The following is a 14784-nucleotide window of genomic DNA, read 5'->3' as shown; positions in this document are numbered from 1 at the left end:
GTGGCGCATCCCGGTGCGCCGGTTTTTATACGCTTGGCGTCTGCCCTGCTGCCCCGTGATAAGCTACGCCGCAGTTTTTCCTCATGGTGAATGTTATGCAAAAAACCTTTTCTACGGGCGTAACCGCCAAAACCACAAGAGAAAAACCGCCTGCCGCCCGCTTCGTATTACTTCAGGAGAAAAAGCCATGGTAAAAGCCGCCCTCCCCACCGCTGCGCACAAAATCCGCATTATCGGCGGCAAACACCGCGGGCGACGCATCATGATTCCAGACCGCGAGGGACTGCGACCCAGTCCCGACCGCGTGCGCGAGACGCTATTTAACTGGTTGCAATGGGAAATTGCCGGGGCGCACGTGCTGGATGCGTTCGCAGGCAGCGGCGCGCTCGGCCTGGAAGCACTATCGCGCGGCGCAGCAAGCGTGCTTTTTTCCGACAACGATGCCGATAGCGTCGCCCGCCTGCGCGATTTGCTCGCCGCGTGGAAAGAGCCGCATGCGCGGGTGCAGGCAGGCGATGTGTTCCGCTTGCAGCCGTCTGCCGCGCGTTATGACCTGATTTTTCTCGACCCACCTTTCGCCGCCGATTTGCACGCGCAAGCGGTCAGCCATTTCGTCAATGACAAATGGCTGAAAACGCACGGCAAGGTGTACGTGGAAATGCCATTCCCGCTGGAAGAACTGGCGCTACCGCCGGGCTGGGTCTGGCATCGGCAGGGACGGGCGGGGCGCGTCTTTTTTGGCCTGCTGCACCGCAACTATGCCGACGAGGCCGCCGCATGACGCGCATCGCCATCTATCCCGGTACGTTTGACCCCATCACGCGCGGTCATGAAGACATCATCCGCCGCGCCGGGGCGCTCTGCGACCGCCTTTACGTCGCCGTCGCCCGCGCCCATCACAAACAAACACTCTTTAATATTGAAGAGCGGCTGGCGATGGTGTGCACCGTCTGCGCGGACATCCACAACGGTTGCGACATTCGCCCGGTCGCGTTTGAGGGACTATTGGTCGAGGCCTGCCGCCAGTACGCCGCGACGATTATCGTGCGTGGCATCCGCAGCGTCGCCGATTACGAATACGAACACCAGCTTTCCGGCATGAACCGTCATCTGCTGCCGCAGGCAGAAACCGTTTTCCTGATTACCGCTGACCACTATTCATTTGTATCTTCGAGCCTTATCCGCGAAACCGCCCGGCTGGGTGGCGACGTCGGCGAGCTGGTGCATGCGAGCGTTAAGAAAAATTTAACTACTAAGGTTTGTACGCAAAGTTAAAGTTTGTGTATATTAGCGCCTGTCATTTTTGACGCTAACAACTTTAGGAGTTCATATGAAATCTTTGAAAATTGCTTCCATGGCTGCTATCGCTCTGATCGCTGCCGGTTGCGCCAGCCAGCCGAAAGTGGACGAAAACTCTGAAATCGCCGCTCTGCGCGCTGACATCGCTGAAGTCAAATCTATCGCGATGCAAGCTAACGAAAACGCTATGTTGGCTCGTCAACAAGCTCAAGAAAACAGCGAAAAAATCAATCGCTCTTTCCGCGGCAAACAATACAAGTAAGCAACAGCCGAACGTATTCCGAAAAAAGCACCGCAAGGTGCTTTTTTCTTGCCCGCAATTTGCCGGTGCGACATTTCCGCTTCCCTTTTAGCGTCAAATCCGTACAATATGCCGTCTTTTCACACCCCTATTTGAGAGGAACATACATGTTAGCCATTCGACTCGCCCGTGGCGGTTCAAAAAAACGTCCTTTTTATCATATCGTTGCCACCAACAGCCGCAACGCCCGTGACGGACGCTTCATCGAACGCCTCGGCTTTTTCAACCCCATCGCCAAAGGCCAGGAAGAAACCCTGCGCATCGAGCTTGACCGTTACAACTACTGGGTCGGCGTTGGTGGACAAGCCAGCGATCGCGTCAAAAGTCTGGTCAAACAATACCAGCAACAGGCTTGATACGTGTCGCACGACAGCGCTGACATCATCGTCGGCCGCATCGTTGGCGTACACGGTATTCGCGGGCAGGTGAAAGTCCATTCGGACTGTCGCCCCCGCGAATCGCTTTTTCAGTACCGTCAATTTATTGCCCGGCAAAACGGTCGCCCGGACATTGCCCTGCAACTCCTGCGCGGGCAAACCTCCGGCAAAGGACTGGTCGCTGCTTTCACTGGCATCAACGACCGCGACCAGGCGCTGGCGCTTGGCGGCTACACCCTCTACATCAGCCGTGACCAACTGCCCGCGCCACAAGACGGCGAATACTACTGGGCTGACCTCATCGGGCTGCGTGTCGAGAACCGGCAAGGCATCACCCTTGGCCGAGTCAGCGAACTCTTTGAAACTGGCGCGAATGACATCCTTGTCGTCAAGGCCGACAACAGCAAAGCCGAAATCCTCATTCCCTTCGTCCGCCCGCGCTACGTTGAGGCAATTGACCTCGCAAACGGTCTGATGCGCGTGGATTGGGAAACCGAATGGTCGCAGGTCGGCGCCGACGACCGCGAATAAAACGTGCGCATCGACATCATCACCATCTTCCCCGAGCTTGTGCGCCACTGGTTCGACCAAGGCGTCGTTGGACGTGCGCTTGCCAAAAACGATGCGCCCGCCAGCCTGCATTACTGGAATCCCCGCAGCTACAGCGACGACCGCCACCAGCGTGTCGATGACCGTCCCTTTGGCGGTGGCCCCGGCATGGTGATGCAATACGAACCATTGGCGCGTACCGCTGCCGCCATCAATGCTGACGGCGACAAACCGCTGCACATCTACCTCAGCCCGCAAGGCACGACCTTCAACCACGAACTCGCCGCCGAGCTTGCGCGCAAACCGCGCATCGCCCTGTGGTGCGGGCGCTACGAAGGCCTTGACCAGCGCTTCATCGACGAACACATTGACGCCGAAATCTCCATCGGCGACTTCGTCCTCTCCGGCGGTGAAATCGCCGCTGCAATCATTATTGATGCTGTGTTGCGCCTCATTCCCGGCGTTTTGGGCGATGCCGCCTCCGCTGCGGAAGACTCCTTTCACCACAAATTGCTGGACCATCCGCACTATACACGCCCGGAAAATACTGCTAAAATTCGCGCCCCTGAAATTCTGCTCAGCGGCAATCACGCGCTCATCGCCAGATGGCGCCTGAAACAAGCGTTGGGCAGAACTTTTTTGCATCGTCCCGACATCCTCAACCAACTTGAGCTCAGCGACGCGCAGCAAAAACTACTTAACGAATTTCTAACCGAACAGCATCTTGGAGAGCCGTCATGAGCAACATCATTGACACCCTGGAACAGGAACAATTCAAACAGAACCTGCCGAACTTCAATCCTGGCGACACCTTGGTCGTACAAGTCAAAGTCCGCGAAGGCAACCGCGAACGTCTGCAGGCGTTTGAAGGCGTGTGCATTGCCAAGCGCAACCGCGGCATTGGTTCCTCCTTCACCGTGCGCAAAATCTCTCACGGCGAAGGCGTTGAGCGCGTTTTCCAAACCCACAGCCCGCTCGTGGATTCCATCACCGTCAAACGCCGTGGTGACGTACGTCGCGCCAAACTCTACTACCTGCGCGGCCTCGAAGGCAAAGCAGCGCGTATTACCGAAAAACTCGATACCAAAAAAAGTGCCTGACCGGCACCTTTTGGGCGCTGACGCGCAGCACCTTGTCAAACAAATCGCTGCTCTCGGACAAAAAACCGGGGCAGCGATTTTGTCGTTCTACCAGCGGCCTGACAGCTACCGCATTCAGCAAAAAAGCAACCACACCCCGCTCACCGCGGCCGACCTCGCCGCGCACGACATCCTTATCCGCGAATTGCCGCGCGTCATTGACCTCCCCTGCCTGAGCGAAGAATCCGATGCTGCCGTCCACCAAAATCCGCCGGACGACTACTGGCTGATTGACCCCATCGACGGCACGCGCGAATTCATCGAAAACACCGGGCAATTCTGCATCGTCATCGCCCGCATCCAGCAACACCGCCCGACGCTTGGCTTTATTTACGCGCCCATCAGCGGCGACTACTGGTTCGCCTTGCGCGGTCAGGGCGCGTACAAAACCGACGCGGCTGGCAATACCCGCCGCCTGCATTGCCGCACCGCGCCATCGCCGCTCACCATCATCACCGCACGCGCCCATCTCGGCAAACGCATGCGCGATTACCTCACCCGCAATTTTGGCGACTATCAGCACGTCTGCCGTGGCAGCGCGCTCAAATTCTGCGCCATTGCCGAAGGCGACGCCGACCTCTATCCCAAACTCTCGCCCACCACCAGCCAATGGGACATCGCCGCCGGCGACATCCTGCTGCATGAAGCGGGCGGCGGCCTGCGTCTGCTGGGCAACCACCTGGCCCAATATGGCAAGGGCGACAGCATCAATCCGCCCTTCCTCGCCTATGGTGCGGGCTTTAATGAGACAGCGCTGCAACGCCACTTTGCGTCCATGCAAGAAACGCTCGCCGCCAGCGCCTAAAACCGCGCTTCAATAACGCCGCGTCTGCGCTTCTTGGTACGCCGCCGCCCAATGTTGCAATTTCGCCTGCGCGGCGGCTTCGGCAAATTCCCCTTTATCCAGCAAGAGATCCACGCACCACAAGCGCGGCAAAAAAGCAGGCTTGCCCGGCTCTACGCCCTGCAGCGTGCAGGCATATGCCCAGATGAGCATGCCGTTGCGGCTGGTACAGAGACTGGTGGACGGCGCCGGACGCTCGCCAACCGCTTGCAACCAGCCGGGTTGATTGTGCAGCGCCAGCCATAGTTGCTCGACATACGGCGAAGGTTGCGCGACTGGTGCATCGCATTGGCGGCGGATGATGAGCCAATCGCGCAGCGCTTCATCGAGCGCGGCTTTCTGCTTGTCGCTCAAGGTAAAGTCGCGCAGCATCCGGTCTTTCCACACCGCTTCCGAAATGCGGGCGCGCAAAATTTTGCCGTAAACGGGGTCAAGTTTGGGCTTGGCAAAAAGCCGGTACAAAAAGGCGACGATGGCGAGTAATGCGATACTCATCAGGATTTTGCCAACCGCACCGCTACGCCCCAGCCAAATCAACAATAACAGCAGCAAGCTGACAAAGCAGGCGGCGGCGAATTTCAGTTCGGGTGCGGTGCCTTGCGGACGGACGGCGCTGAGGCGGCGCGGTGCGGTGAGACCAAGCAGGGCGTTCATACGGTTTTCCTTTTTATGCGAGAGAGTCGCCAGCCTATCACGCTTTGCCAAGACTTTCGCGGTACGGCGAGCCGCTTGTGCTACACTTCGCGCCTGTTTTTACTGACGGAATTTCGTTGTAAATGTTTGATTTTTCCAAGAAGTTGGTGCTGTTTGACCGCGATGGCGTGTTGAATGAAAACGCGCTGGTGCGCCGCCCGGAGGAGTTGCGCCTGCTTTCCAATGCCCTGCGCGGTATTGCGCGGCTGACCCGTGCCGGATTCCGCGTCGGCGTTTGCACCAATCAGGGCGCGATTGCCCGTGGCGCGCTGGACGAGGCGATGCTGGCGCAGGTTCATGCGCGGCTGCTTTTGGTCGTGCGCGAGTTCGGCGGCGATATTGCCCGCATTGTTTTCTGCGCCAGCGCCGATGCGGCGCATCCGTGGCGCAAGCCCAATCCGGGGATGTTGCTCGATCAGGCGGCGCATTTTGGCGTGGCGCTCACTGGCGTGCCGTTTGTCGGCGACAGTCTCGCCGATATTGAGGCGGCGCGCGCCGCCGGGGCGGTGCCGGTGTTGGTGAAAACGGGCAACGGGCGCGCGGTGGCGCATAAGTGGCGCGGCAAGCTGGATGATGTCGCGGTGTATGCCAATGTGGAGTCGGCGGTGGATTGTTGGTTGAAGGAGGCGGCGTGATGCTGGTTTTGCGTACCTGGATTTTCAAGATTTTGTTTGTGCCGGTGACGGTTCTGTGGACGGTTTTTATTGTCTGCCTGATTGTTCTGCCGTTTCCGCTGCGGCTGCGCCTCGCTTTCGGCTGGGGCTATAGCACGATTTGGCTGGCGCGGCTTATTTGCGGCATCAAGTGGCAGATTCACGGGTTGGAGAAGATGCCGCCCGGCGCCTGCGTGTTAATGGTCAATCACCAGTCCACCTGGGAGACGGCGTTTTTGCCGAAGCTCAAAATGCGCCAGGTGTGGGTGCTGAAGCGCGAGCTGATGTGGCTGCCGTTTTTCGGCTGGGCGCTGGCGGTGCTGCACCCGATTCCCATCAACCGCAAGAACAAGCGGCAGGCGATGCAGAAGGTGATTGAGGAAGGGCGGCAACGCATTGGCGCGGGCTATTCGGTGATTTTGTTCCCAGAGGGAACGCGTGCGCCGTTTGACGCGCCCTTGCCGTTTAAGGCGGGGGCGGCGCGGCTCGCCGCGGCGCTGGGCGTACCCGCCGTGCCGGTCGCGCACAATGCTGGACAATTCTGGCCGAAACGCGGCCTGATGCACCCTGGCACCGTGCACGTCGTCGTCGGCGAGCCCATCGACCCCCACGGCAAAACCCCGGCGGAACTCAACGCCATCGCCGAAACCTGGATTAACGACACCCGCGCCCGCCTCGTCGCTGCCGAAAAAACCCGACGCGGAGAAGCCTGATGGCCGATTTCGAACAACAAGAAGAACGCCTGCGCCAACCACCGCAGTCGCAGGACGCCGAACAGGCGGTGCTGGCGGGCGTGCTGCTTGATGGCGAGATGTGGGACCGCGTCGCCGGACGGGTGGAAGCGGTGGATTTTTACAGCCGCGCGCACCAACTGATTTTTCAGGCGATGGAGGCGGTATCGGCACGCAGCCAGCCGCTGGACATCGTGACCGTCGCCGATGCGCTGCGCGAGCGCGGCGAGCTGGAAAACACCGGCGGCACCGCCTACCTCGCCAGTCTCGCCGATGCCTTCGGCACGGCGCAGAACGTCGTCGCCTACGCCGACATCGTGCGCGAGGCATCGGTGTTGCGTGCGCTCCTGAAAAGCAGCGGCGACATCGCGCAGAGCGTCTATTTCCCGGAAGGACGCAGCGCGGCGCAACTGCTGGACAGCGCCGAACAGCGCGTCTTTGACATCAAAAACCAGTACCAGAAAAACACGCGCGACGGCTTCCACCAGATGAAAACCGTGCTGGCCGACACCGTCGCCTACATCCAGGAAATCGGGCGGCGCGGCAGCGACGTCATCGGCATCCCCACCGGATTCAAAGACCTGGACAAAATGACCGCCGGCTTGCAGGCGGGCGACCTCATCATCATCGCCGGCCGCCCCTCGATGGGCAAAACCACCTTCGCGATGAACATCGCCGAAGCCGTCGCCATCGGCGCCAAACTGCCGGTCGCCATCTTCTCGCTGGAAATGCCCGCGCGCGCGCTGGTACTGCGGATGATGTCCTCGCTCGGCAGCATCGACCAGTCCGAACTGCGCAAGGGCGAAATCAAGGGCGAAAACGAACGGCGCAAACTCACCATCGCCGTCAGCCAACTGCAAACCGCGCCGATTTACATCGACGACGGCTCCAACCTCACCGCCACTGACCTGCGCGCCCGCGTGCGCCGGCTGAAAAGCGACGTGGGCGAGCTGGGGCTGGTGCTGGTGGATTACCTGCAACTGATGCAACTGCCGGACAGCAAAAACGACAACCGCGCCGCGCTGGTCGGCGAAATCTCGCGCGCGCTCAAACTGCTCGCCAAAGAAATGGAAGTACCGGTGATAGCCCTGTCGCAGCTCTCGCGCCAAGTGGAAAACCGCCCGAACAAGCGGCCGATCATGTCCGACATCCGCGAATCCGGCGCGATTGAGCAGGACGCGGACGTCATCATGTTCGTCTATCGCGACGAAGTCTATAACCCCGACTCGCCGGAAAAAGGCATCGCCGAAATCGTCATCGGCAAACAGCGTAACGGCCCGATTGGCACAGTCAAACTGAGCTTTCAGGGACAGTACCTGCGCTTCAACGACCTCGCGCACGGCTACGGCGGCGCGATACAAGAAGGATTTGATAACTGACCCCCTGCCCTCCCCTCTCATCACAACCCTCACACACCATGGAACACGCCGCGCACACGCCGATGATGCAACAATACCTCGGCATCAAAAAAGACTACCCGGACACCCTCGTCTTCTACCGCATGGGCGACTTCTACGAACTCTTTTTTGACGACGCGCGGCGCGGCGGCGAACTCCTCGGCATCAGCGTCACCACCCGCGGCCAAAGCGCGGGCAAACCCATCCCGATGGCGGGCGTGCCGGTGCATGCCATCGACAACTACATCGCCAAACTCGTCAAACAAGGCCAGACCGCCGTCATCTGCGAACAAATCGGCGACCCGGCGCTTGCCAAAGGGCCGGTCGAGCGCGCCGTCACCCGCATCATCACCCCCGGCACCCTCACCGACGAAGCCTTGTTGGACGAAGCCAGTGACAACATTCTCCTCTGCCTCACCCCGACCGGCGAACACTACCACCTCGCCTGGGCGGACATCAGCAGCGCGCGCTACCACCTCAGCGAAACCCTGACACTGGACGCACTCAAAAGCGAAATCGAGCGCCTGCGCCCGGCAGAAATCCTCATCCCGGACAGCGCCCGCCTGCCCGACCTCGGCGCCAACAAACGCCCGCGCCGCCAGCCGGACTGGTACTTTGACGCCGACAGCGCCCTGAACCTCCTCCTCCAGCACTACCAGACCAAAACCCTGAACGGCTACGGCATCGCAGACGACGACCCCGCCATCCGCCCCGCCGGCTGCCTGCTGCAATACCTCTACGACACCCACAAACAAACCCTGCCGCCGCTCGCCCCGCCGCAGCGCGAAAACCGCGACGACAGCCTCACCATCGACGCCGCCAGCCGCCGCAACCTCGAACTCGAATACACCCTCGGCGGCGACGCCAAACGCAGCCTCATCGGCAGCATCAACCACTGCCAAACCCCGGCGGGCAGCCGTAACCTCAAACGCTGGATCAACCGCCCCTTACGCGACCACACAGCCATTGCCGCCCGCCACGATGCCGTCGCCGCCCTGCTGGCAAGCAATGAGCGCGACGCCCTGCGCGACAGCCTGCGCCACAGCGCCGACATCGAACGCATCACCACCCGCATCGCCCTCGGCAGCGCCCGCCCGCGCGAACTGGCACAACTGCGCGACACCCTAAACCGCTGCCCGGACATCGCCGCCCACCTCGCCCCCGCCGCGCAAACCTCCGCCCTGCTCGCCGCGCACCACCCGGCGCTCTTGGCGCTTGCCCCCGTCGCCGAACACCTGACGCGCGCGCTGGTCGAAAGCCCGCCGCTTATTACCAAAGACGGCGGCATCATCGCCCCCGGCTACGACGCCGAACTCGACCGCCTGAACCAACTCGCACACGACAGCCACAGCATCCTCGCCCAGCTAGAAGCCGCCGAAAAACAAAAAAGCGGCCTCAACAACCTGAAAATGGGCTACAACAACATCCACGGCTACTACATCGAAATCCCGCGCAGCCAAAGCGACCTCGCCCCGCTGCACTGGATACGCCGCCAAACCCTGAAAAACAGCGAACGCTACATCACAGAAGAACTCAAAACCCTCGAAGACCAAGTACTGGGCGCACGCGACCAGGCACTCGCGCTGGAAAAACAACACTACGAAGCCCTCCTTGCCGCGCTCGACCAACACCGCGACGCCCTCTACCGCTGCGCGCGCGCCCTCGCCGAAACCGACACCCTCGCTGCTTACGCCCACCTCGCCGAAAAAAACCACTACCAGCGCCCCAGCCTGCACGCAGAGCCGCTATTACACATCGAACAAGGCCGCCACCCCGTGGTCGAACAACACCTGAGCGAACCCTTCATCGCCAACGACCTCGACCTCAACAAACGCCGCCAACTGCACATCATCACCGGCCCCAACATGGGCGGCAAAAGCACCTACATGCGCCAGGCGGCGCTCATCCTCATCCTCGCCTGCGCGGGCAGCTACGTCCCGGCGAAAAGCGCGCGCATCGGCGACCTGCGCCGCATCTACACCCGCATCGGCGCGAGCGACGACCTCGCCGGCGGCCGCTCCACCTTCATGGTCGAGATGACCGAAACCGCCAACATCCTCAACAACGCCGACGCGCACAGCCTGGTCATCATGGACGAAGTCGGACGCGGCACCGGCACCTACGACGGCCTCTCGCTCGCCTGGGCCGCCGCCGAACGCCTTGCCAGCCAGAACCACGCGCTGACCCTGTTCGCCACCCACTACTTCGAGCTGACCGAACTGGCGGAAACCCACAAAAACATCAAAAACATCCACCTCGCCGCCGTCGAACACCACGACAACATCATCTTCATGCACCACGTCGAAGAAGGGGCGGCGAGCAAAAGCTACGGCCTGCAAGTGGCGCGGCTCGCGGGCGTGCCGGTGGATACCATCCACGCCGCCACCGCCAAACTCCGCCAACTGGAAACCCGCCGCGACCACGGCAGCCCGCGCCTCAAACAAAACGAACTGCTGCCACTCACCGCACCCGCCCCCGCCGCCCCTGACCCCAAACTACAAGCGCTCGCGGAAGAACTGGCGCTGACCAACCCGGACGAACTCACCCCGCGCGCCGCCCACGAACTCATCTACCGCTGGAAACAACAACTACAAAACCCGAAACCGTAGGTTGGGTTACGACTTCGCCTAACCCAACCCACGCAGACTACAAAGCGCGAAATAACGAAACCCCGCTGGCGCGGGGTTTCTTTCAGACAGTTTCGCGCAGGAATTCCAATCTCGCGCGCGCAGGCGGTTTTCTGCCGCTTTAGAGTTGCGCCAACAGTGGCTTTAATGCTTCGTGTAATGCGGTTTGCGTTTCCGCGTCAGCCTTGCCGTCGGTGAAGTGCTGGCCGTAGCTGCCGCGGCTGTATTGGCCGACGATGTTCGCGCCCTGGTAGCCAAGCAGTTTGTTCAGCAGGGCGAGGTTGCTTGCGCCGCCTTTTTCACCCGGCGAGGTGGAAAGCAGCAGTACGGGCTTGTCGGCAAAGAGTTTGTGGCTTTGGCTGTTGGCATAGCGGCTGCCCCAGTCGATGAGGTTCTTGCAGGCAGCGGGCGTCGCGCCGTTGTGCTCGGGGCAGGCGATGATGACGGCATCGTGCGCCTCAATCAGTTCGTAAAAGGCCTGAATTTCTTCGGGGTAGCCTTCTTCGGCTTCGATATCCAGCGAGTAGAGCGGCAGGTCGATGTCGCGCAGAGCGCTGTAGGTTTTTTCGTGGCCTTCGACCAGCTCGCAGGCTGCGACGAGCAGATCGTGGTTGATGGATTTTTGGCTGTTGCTGGCGCAGAAGCAGAGGATTTTGGCCATGCGGGTTCTCCGGTTGGTTGGGTTTGTGATGGTTGGTTTGCGATGGGGTAAGGGGCATCGCCGATGAAACGCTTGCTCCCACCCCGGGGTGAGGAAGCATGGGCATTATATCTGCCAGCGGCCGCGGTGCTTGTCCGGGTTGTCCGTGAGGCGGGCGAGGTAGTCGCGGCGCGGAATGGCAATGGCGCCCATGCTGATAAGGTGCGGGGTGAGAAATTGGGTGTCCAGGGTGTCAATGCCGTGCGCGGCAAGCCAGGCGCAGAGCTGGACGAGGACGATTTTTGAGGCCGACGGCCGCAGGCTGTACATGGATTCGCCGCAGAAGATGCGCTCCAGCGCGACGCCATAGAGACCGCCAACGAGTTCGTCGTCTTGCCACAGTTCGCAGCTGTGCGCGCGCCCTTGTTCGTGCAGGGTGAGGTAGGTTGCGCGCATGACGGGGGTTATCCAGGTGGCGCCGTGGCTGCTGGCGCAGTGGTCAATGGTGGCGGTAAAGGCGGTGTCCAGCGTCAGGCGGTAGGTCATCCGGCGCATGTGTTTGCGCAGGCTGCGGCTGGTGTGGATGGCGGCGGTGGGGATGATGGCGCGCGGGTCGGGACTCCACCAGAGGATGGGGTCGCCGGGGTTGTACCACGGGAAGATGCCCTGACTGTGCGCGGTGAAGGCCATTTCGGCGTCAATGTGGTCGCTTTGCGCGACAAGGCCGTCTTCGTCGGCACGGTCGGCAGGCGGGAAGCGGTAGCGGGTTTCAAGCATCGGGCAGTCTCCAGACCCAGATCATCACCGCAAGAATGAGGAGGACAAGTGGCAGGATAAAGGCGAAATAGCGGTCGCCAAGGAAGTAGAGGGTGATGCTGACGGAGACGGCAAGCATCAGGCTGGCAGCGATTTTGCCGCTGCGTGGCACAGCGCGGCGTTCGTTCCAGGCGGCAATGGCGGGGCCGAAATGCTGGTGTTCGGTGAGCCAGCGGTGGAAACGCGGACTGCCTTTCGCCCAGCACCAAGCGGCGACGATAAGAAACGGCACAGTCGGCATGATGGGCAGCAGCAGGCCAATCAGGCCCAAGAGGAAGGCGAGGAATCCGGCGAGGTTCCATAGGTGTCGGGTCATGGGGGACTCAGATGGAGGGAGGCGGGACGGTCGCGGCGTTGCCAGTCTTCCCGTCCCTTTGCTATTATGCCGCCTTTTCTTTCCTACGTGGTTTTTTCTATGCGCAACATGCTGATGATGCGGGTTTTCCCTTATGCCGCCGCTTTGTTTTTTTCAGCTTCGGCTTTGGCCGAGTCTTTTCAGGTTTCTGACGTCCGTATTGAAGGTTTGCAGCGCATTTCCGCTGGTACGGTTTTCACGTATTTGCCGGTAGCGCCGGGCGACCGCTTCGATATGAACAACAGCGCGCAAGCGATTGATGCGCTGTATAAAGCCAACCTGTTCTCGCAGGTGCGCCTCGCCCGCGAGGGGAATGTGCTGGTGGTGCAGGTTGAAGAATTTCCGGTCATTGCCGAAGTCAAACTCCAGGGCAACCGCGACCTGAAATCGGAAGATTTGCAAAAGGCGCTTGCCGCCGCCGGAATTTCCGAAGGACAGGCATACAACCCGCAGATGTTGCAGCAATTGGTGCAGGAGCTGACCGAACAATATCAGGCGCGCAGCAAGTATGCAGTGAAGATTGACCCGAAAGTGCGACAACTGCCGCGCGGCCGCGTCGCCATCGACCTCAACATCAGCGAAGGCCGCTCCAGCCGTATCAAAAGCATTGACTTCGTCGGCAACAAAATCTACCCGGACAGCCAGCTCCTCGGTCTGTTCGACACCAGCACGCCGCGCTGGAATTCCTGGCTGACCAAATCCGACCAGTATGACCGCGACAAATTGCAGGCCGATATCGACCGCCTCGAATCCTTCTATCAGGATCGCGGCTTCATGGACTTCAAAGTCACCTCCACCCAGGTCTCGCTCTCGCCCGACCGCCAGTGGATATACCTGACCATCAACGTCGATGAAGGCAAGGTTTACCGCGTCAAAGGCCACCAGTTCAAAGGTGACCTCATCGTGCCGCAATCCGAACTCGAATCGCTCGTCACCTTCAAATCCGGCGACCGCTACAACCGCAGCGAAATCCGCAAAACCACCGACGCGCTGCGCGTCCGCCTCGGCGACGAAGGTTACGCCCAGGCGCAAGTCAATATCGTCCCGGACGTGGACAAACTGAGCGGCGAAGTAAACCTCGACATCCTCGTCACCCCCGGCATCAAAACCTACGTGCGCCAAATCGGCTTCACCGGCAACAACAAAACCTACGACCGCGTCCTGCGCCGCGAGCTGCGCCAACAAGAAGCCAGCCTCTTCTCCGGCTCGGACGTCGCTCGCTCCGAAGAACGCCTGCGTCGCCTGCCGCAAGTCGAATCGCTGGAGCAGGAAATCCGCCCCGTGCCCGGCTCGCCCGACCAGATTGACCTCGAATACAAAATCAAAGAGCGCAGCACCAGCAGCATCGAAGGCGGCATCGGTTACGGCCAGAGCAGCGGCGCCCTCTTTAACATCAAATACAACGACAACAACTTCCTCGGCACCGGCAACAGCTTGGGCATCAACTTCGGCAAAAGCTCCTCCGAAGAAAGCTACGGCTTTGACTTCACCGACCCGTACTTCACCGCCGATGGCGTCAGCATCAACTACGCCTTTGACTACACCAAAACCAACTACCGCCGCGAGCGCCTCTCCGACTGGGCGGCCGACACCATGGACGCCACCGTCACCTTCGGCTACCCGCTCACCGAATACCAAAACGTGTACTTCGGCGGCGGCTACCGCAACCTCAAAATCAACACCGGCAAAGACGTCGCCAGCGAAATCACCGACTACCTCAACCAAAACGGCCGCCGTTACAACGAAGGCGTCGTCACCCTCTCTTGGAGCAAAGACACCCAGGACAACACCTACCTGCCGACCTCCGGCAGCCTGAACCGCATCAGCGGCGAAGTCACCCTACCGGGCAGCAGCGACACCTACTACAAACTCGGCTACCGCAACCGCACCTACTTCCCGCTCAACAGCGACAAAACCCTGCTGCTTGGCCTGCGCGGCGACATCAGCTACGGCGGCGGCTACGGCAAAACCGAAGACCTGCCGTTCTACCGCCACTACTACGCAGGCGGCCTCAACACCCTGCGCGGCTTCGAATACGGCTCGCTTGGCCCCAGATACCAAAACGGCGACAACAGCGGTGGCGACTTCCGCACCACTGGCGGCCTTGAACTCATGATGCCGTGGAAAAGCGACGAAAAATCCAACAACGTCCGCGTCGGTACCTTCCTCGACTTCGGCAACGTGTACAACAAAGTGGGCGACTTTGACGCCGGCGAATTCCGCTACTCCACCGGCCTCTTCCTGCAATGGATGTCGCCCATCGGCCCGCTCAACCTCAGCTACGCCGTCCCGCTCAACAAAAAGAAAGGCGACAGCACCGAAGCCTTCCAGTTCAGCTTCGGCATGGGCTTCTAATATATCCT

17 protein-coding genes are annotated in these 14784 nt (G+C 60.6%); 13 read left to right on the top strand and 4 right to left on the bottom strand.

Translation table 11 applies throughout. From position 1 onward, the window contains the following. Positions 1-187: 187 nt before the first annotated feature. The 8 genes from rsmD (at position 188) to EL199_RS04740 (ending at position 4470) form a co-directional block, all read left to right on the top strand. On the top strand, positions 188-781 hold the full coding sequence (rsmD, locus tag EL199_RS04775) for a 16S rRNA (guanine(966)-N(2))-methyltransferase RsmD (protein ID WP_004139260.1): 594 nt from the start codon (positions 188-190) through the stop codon (positions 779-781). After that, a complete protein-coding gene (gene coaD / locus EL199_RS04770; protein WP_004139257.1) occupies positions 778-1275 on the top strand; it encodes a pantetheine-phosphate adenylyltransferase in 498 nt (165 codons plus the stop codon). Before rsmD ends, coaD begins: the two co-directional genes overlap by 4 nt. A 55-nt stretch (positions 1276-1330) precedes the next feature. Continuing rightward, positions 1331-1561 carry a hypothetical protein gene (locus tag EL199_RS04765; protein ID WP_004139256.1) on the top strand — a complete coding sequence of 77 codons (231 nt, stop codon included), beginning with the start codon at positions 1331-1333 and terminating at the stop codon, positions 1559-1561. Between the two features lie 146 nt (positions 1562-1707). Beyond that, positions 1708-1956, top strand: a complete 249-nt coding sequence (rpsP, locus tag EL199_RS04760) for a 30S ribosomal protein S16 (RefSeq protein WP_004139255.1) — start codon at positions 1708-1710, stop codon at positions 1954-1956. Between the two features lie 3 nt (positions 1957-1959). Then, on the top strand, positions 1960-2508 hold the full coding sequence (gene rimM / locus EL199_RS04755; protein ID WP_004139252.1) for a ribosome maturation factor RimM: 549 nt from the start codon (positions 1960-1962) through the stop codon (positions 2506-2508). Between the two features lie 3 nt (positions 2509-2511). Continuing rightward, positions 2512-3267, top strand: coding sequence for a tRNA (guanosine(37)-N1)-methyltransferase TrmD (trmD, locus tag EL199_RS04750; RefSeq protein WP_004139250.1), 756 nt, complete (start codon positions 2512-2514; stop codon positions 3265-3267). Beyond that, positions 3264-3626, top strand: a complete 363-nt coding sequence (rplS, locus tag EL199_RS04745; RefSeq protein ID WP_004139248.1) for a 50S ribosomal protein L19 — start codon at positions 3264-3266, stop codon at positions 3624-3626. Before trmD ends, rplS begins: the two co-directional genes overlap by 4 nt. After that, positions 3619-4470 carry a 3'(2'),5'-bisphosphate nucleotidase CysQ family protein gene (locus EL199_RS04740; protein ID WP_004139247.1) on the top strand — a complete coding sequence of 284 codons (852 nt, stop codon included), beginning with the start codon at positions 3619-3621 and terminating at the stop codon, positions 4468-4470. The genes rplS and EL199_RS04740 overlap by 8 nt, the downstream gene beginning before the upstream one ends. A 9-nt stretch (positions 4471-4479) precedes the next feature. Here the strand turns inward: EL199_RS04740 and EL199_RS04735 are convergent, their stop codons facing one another. Then, positions 4480-5163: a hypothetical protein gene (locus tag EL199_RS04735; protein WP_004139246.1), complete on the bottom strand. Its 684-nt coding sequence runs from the start codon at positions 5161-5163 to the stop codon at positions 4480-4482. Between the two features lie 122 nt (positions 5164-5285). Here EL199_RS04735 and EL199_RS04730 point away from each other — a divergent pair, with 122 nt between their 5' ends. Genes EL199_RS04730 through mutS form a run of 4 tightly spaced genes read left to right on the top strand, consistent with a single transcriptional unit; the run spans position 5286 to position 10592 of the window. Continuing rightward, entirely contained in the window at positions 5286-5837 is a 552-nt protein-coding gene (locus EL199_RS04730) for a D-glycero-alpha-D-manno-heptose-1,7-bisphosphate 7-phosphatase (RefSeq protein ID WP_004139245.1), read from the top strand. After that, positions 5837-6568 carry a lysophospholipid acyltransferase family protein gene (locus EL199_RS04725; protein WP_004139244.1) on the top strand — a complete coding sequence of 244 codons (732 nt, stop codon included), beginning with the start codon at positions 5837-5839 and terminating at the stop codon, positions 6566-6568. Before EL199_RS04730 ends, EL199_RS04725 begins: the two co-directional genes overlap by 1 nt. Beyond that, a complete protein-coding gene (dnaB, locus tag EL199_RS04720) occupies positions 6568-7965 on the top strand; it encodes a replicative DNA helicase (RefSeq protein WP_004139243.1) in 1398 nt (465 codons plus the stop codon). The genes EL199_RS04725 and dnaB overlap by 1 nt, the downstream gene beginning before the upstream one ends. A gap of 38 nt (positions 7966-8003) precedes the next feature. Continuing rightward, a complete protein-coding gene (gene mutS / locus EL199_RS04715) occupies positions 8004-10592 on the top strand; it encodes a DNA mismatch repair protein MutS (protein ID WP_004139242.1) in 2589 nt (862 codons plus the stop codon). A gap of 139 nt (positions 10593-10731) precedes the next feature. Here mutS and EL199_RS04710 read toward each other — a convergent pair whose 3' ends face one another. The 3 genes from EL199_RS04710 to EL199_RS04700 all read right to left on the bottom strand — a co-directional run bounded on the left by EL199_RS04710 (position 10732) and on the right by EL199_RS04700 (position 12382). Further along, a complete protein-coding gene (locus EL199_RS04710) occupies positions 10732-11271 on the bottom strand; it encodes an NADPH-dependent FMN reductase (RefSeq protein WP_004139241.1) in 540 nt (179 codons plus the stop codon). Between the two features lie 105 nt (positions 11272-11376). Continuing rightward, a complete protein-coding gene (aat, locus tag EL199_RS04705; protein WP_004139239.1) occupies positions 11377-12027 on the bottom strand; it encodes a leucyl/phenylalanyl-tRNA--protein transferase in 651 nt (216 codons plus the stop codon). Further along, entirely contained in the window at positions 12020-12382 is a 363-nt protein-coding gene (locus tag EL199_RS04700) for a YbaN family protein (RefSeq protein ID WP_004139237.1), read from the bottom strand. Before EL199_RS04700 ends, aat begins: the two co-directional genes overlap by 8 nt. A 66-nt stretch (positions 12383-12448) precedes the next feature. On the opposite strand from EL199_RS04700, the gene bamA reads away from it, so the two are divergent. Further along, a complete protein-coding gene (gene bamA, locus EL199_RS04695) occupies positions 12449-14776 on the top strand; it encodes an outer membrane protein assembly factor BamA (protein WP_004139235.1) in 2328 nt (775 codons plus the stop codon). The last annotated feature ends 8 nt before the right edge of the window (positions 14777-14784 follow it).

The organism is Cardiobacterium hominis, from assembly GCF_900637305.1.
GTDB classification, from domain to species: Bacteria; Pseudomonadota; Gammaproteobacteria; order Cardiobacteriales; family Cardiobacteriaceae; genus Cardiobacterium; species Cardiobacterium hominis.
This window is presented reverse-complemented; position numbering and strand designations above follow the sequence as displayed.

What these genes read in the sequence shown, in the direction of transcription:
- rplS (WP_004139248.1), top strand. Translation starts at nt 3,264, where the DNA reads ATGAGCAACATCATTGACACCCTGGAACAGGAACAATTCAAACAGAAC.
- EL199_RS04710 (WP_004139241.1), bottom strand. Translation starts at nt 11,271, where the DNA reads ATGGCCAAAATCCTCTGCTTCTGCGCCAGCAACAGCCAAAAATCCATC.
- rpsP (WP_004139255.1), top strand. Translation starts at nt 1,708, where the DNA reads ATGTTAGCCATTCGACTCGCCCGTGGCGGTTCAAAAAAACGTCCTTTT.
- EL199_RS04735 (WP_004139246.1), bottom strand. Translation starts at nt 5,163, where the DNA reads ATGAACGCCCTGCTTGGTCTCACCGCACCGCGCCGCCTCAGCGCCGTC.
- EL199_RS04765 (WP_004139256.1), top strand. Translation starts at nt 1,331, where the DNA reads ATGAAATCTTTGAAAATTGCTTCCATGGCTGCTATCGCTCTGATCGCT.
- rsmD (WP_004139260.1), top strand. Translation starts at nt 188, where the DNA reads ATGGTAAAAGCCGCCCTCCCCACCGCTGCGCACAAAATCCGCATTATC.
- bamA (WP_004139235.1), top strand. Translation starts at nt 12,449, where the DNA reads ATGCCGCCTTTTCTTTCCTACGTGGTTTTTTCTATGCGCAACATGCTG.
- EL199_RS04725 (WP_004139244.1), top strand. Translation starts at nt 5,837, where the DNA reads ATGCTGGTTTTGCGTACCTGGATTTTCAAGATTTTGTTTGTGCCGGTG.
- EL199_RS04700 (WP_004139237.1), bottom strand. Translation starts at nt 12,382, where the DNA reads ATGACCCGACACCTATGGAACCTCGCCGGATTCCTCGCCTTCCTCTTG.
- coaD (WP_004139257.1), top strand. Translation starts at nt 778, where the DNA reads ATGACGCGCATCGCCATCTATCCCGGTACGTTTGACCCCATCACGCGC.
- EL199_RS04730 (WP_004139245.1), top strand. Translation starts at nt 5,286, where the DNA reads ATGTTTGATTTTTCCAAGAAGTTGGTGCTGTTTGACCGCGATGGCGTG.
- aat (WP_004139239.1), bottom strand. Translation starts at nt 12,027, where the DNA reads ATGCTTGAAACCCGCTACCGCTTCCCGCCTGCCGACCGTGCCGACGAA.
- dnaB (WP_004139243.1), top strand. Translation starts at nt 6,568, where the DNA reads ATGGCCGATTTCGAACAACAAGAAGAACGCCTGCGCCAACCACCGCAG.
- mutS (WP_004139242.1), top strand. Translation starts at nt 8,004, where the DNA reads ATGGAACACGCCGCGCACACGCCGATGATGCAACAATACCTCGGCATC.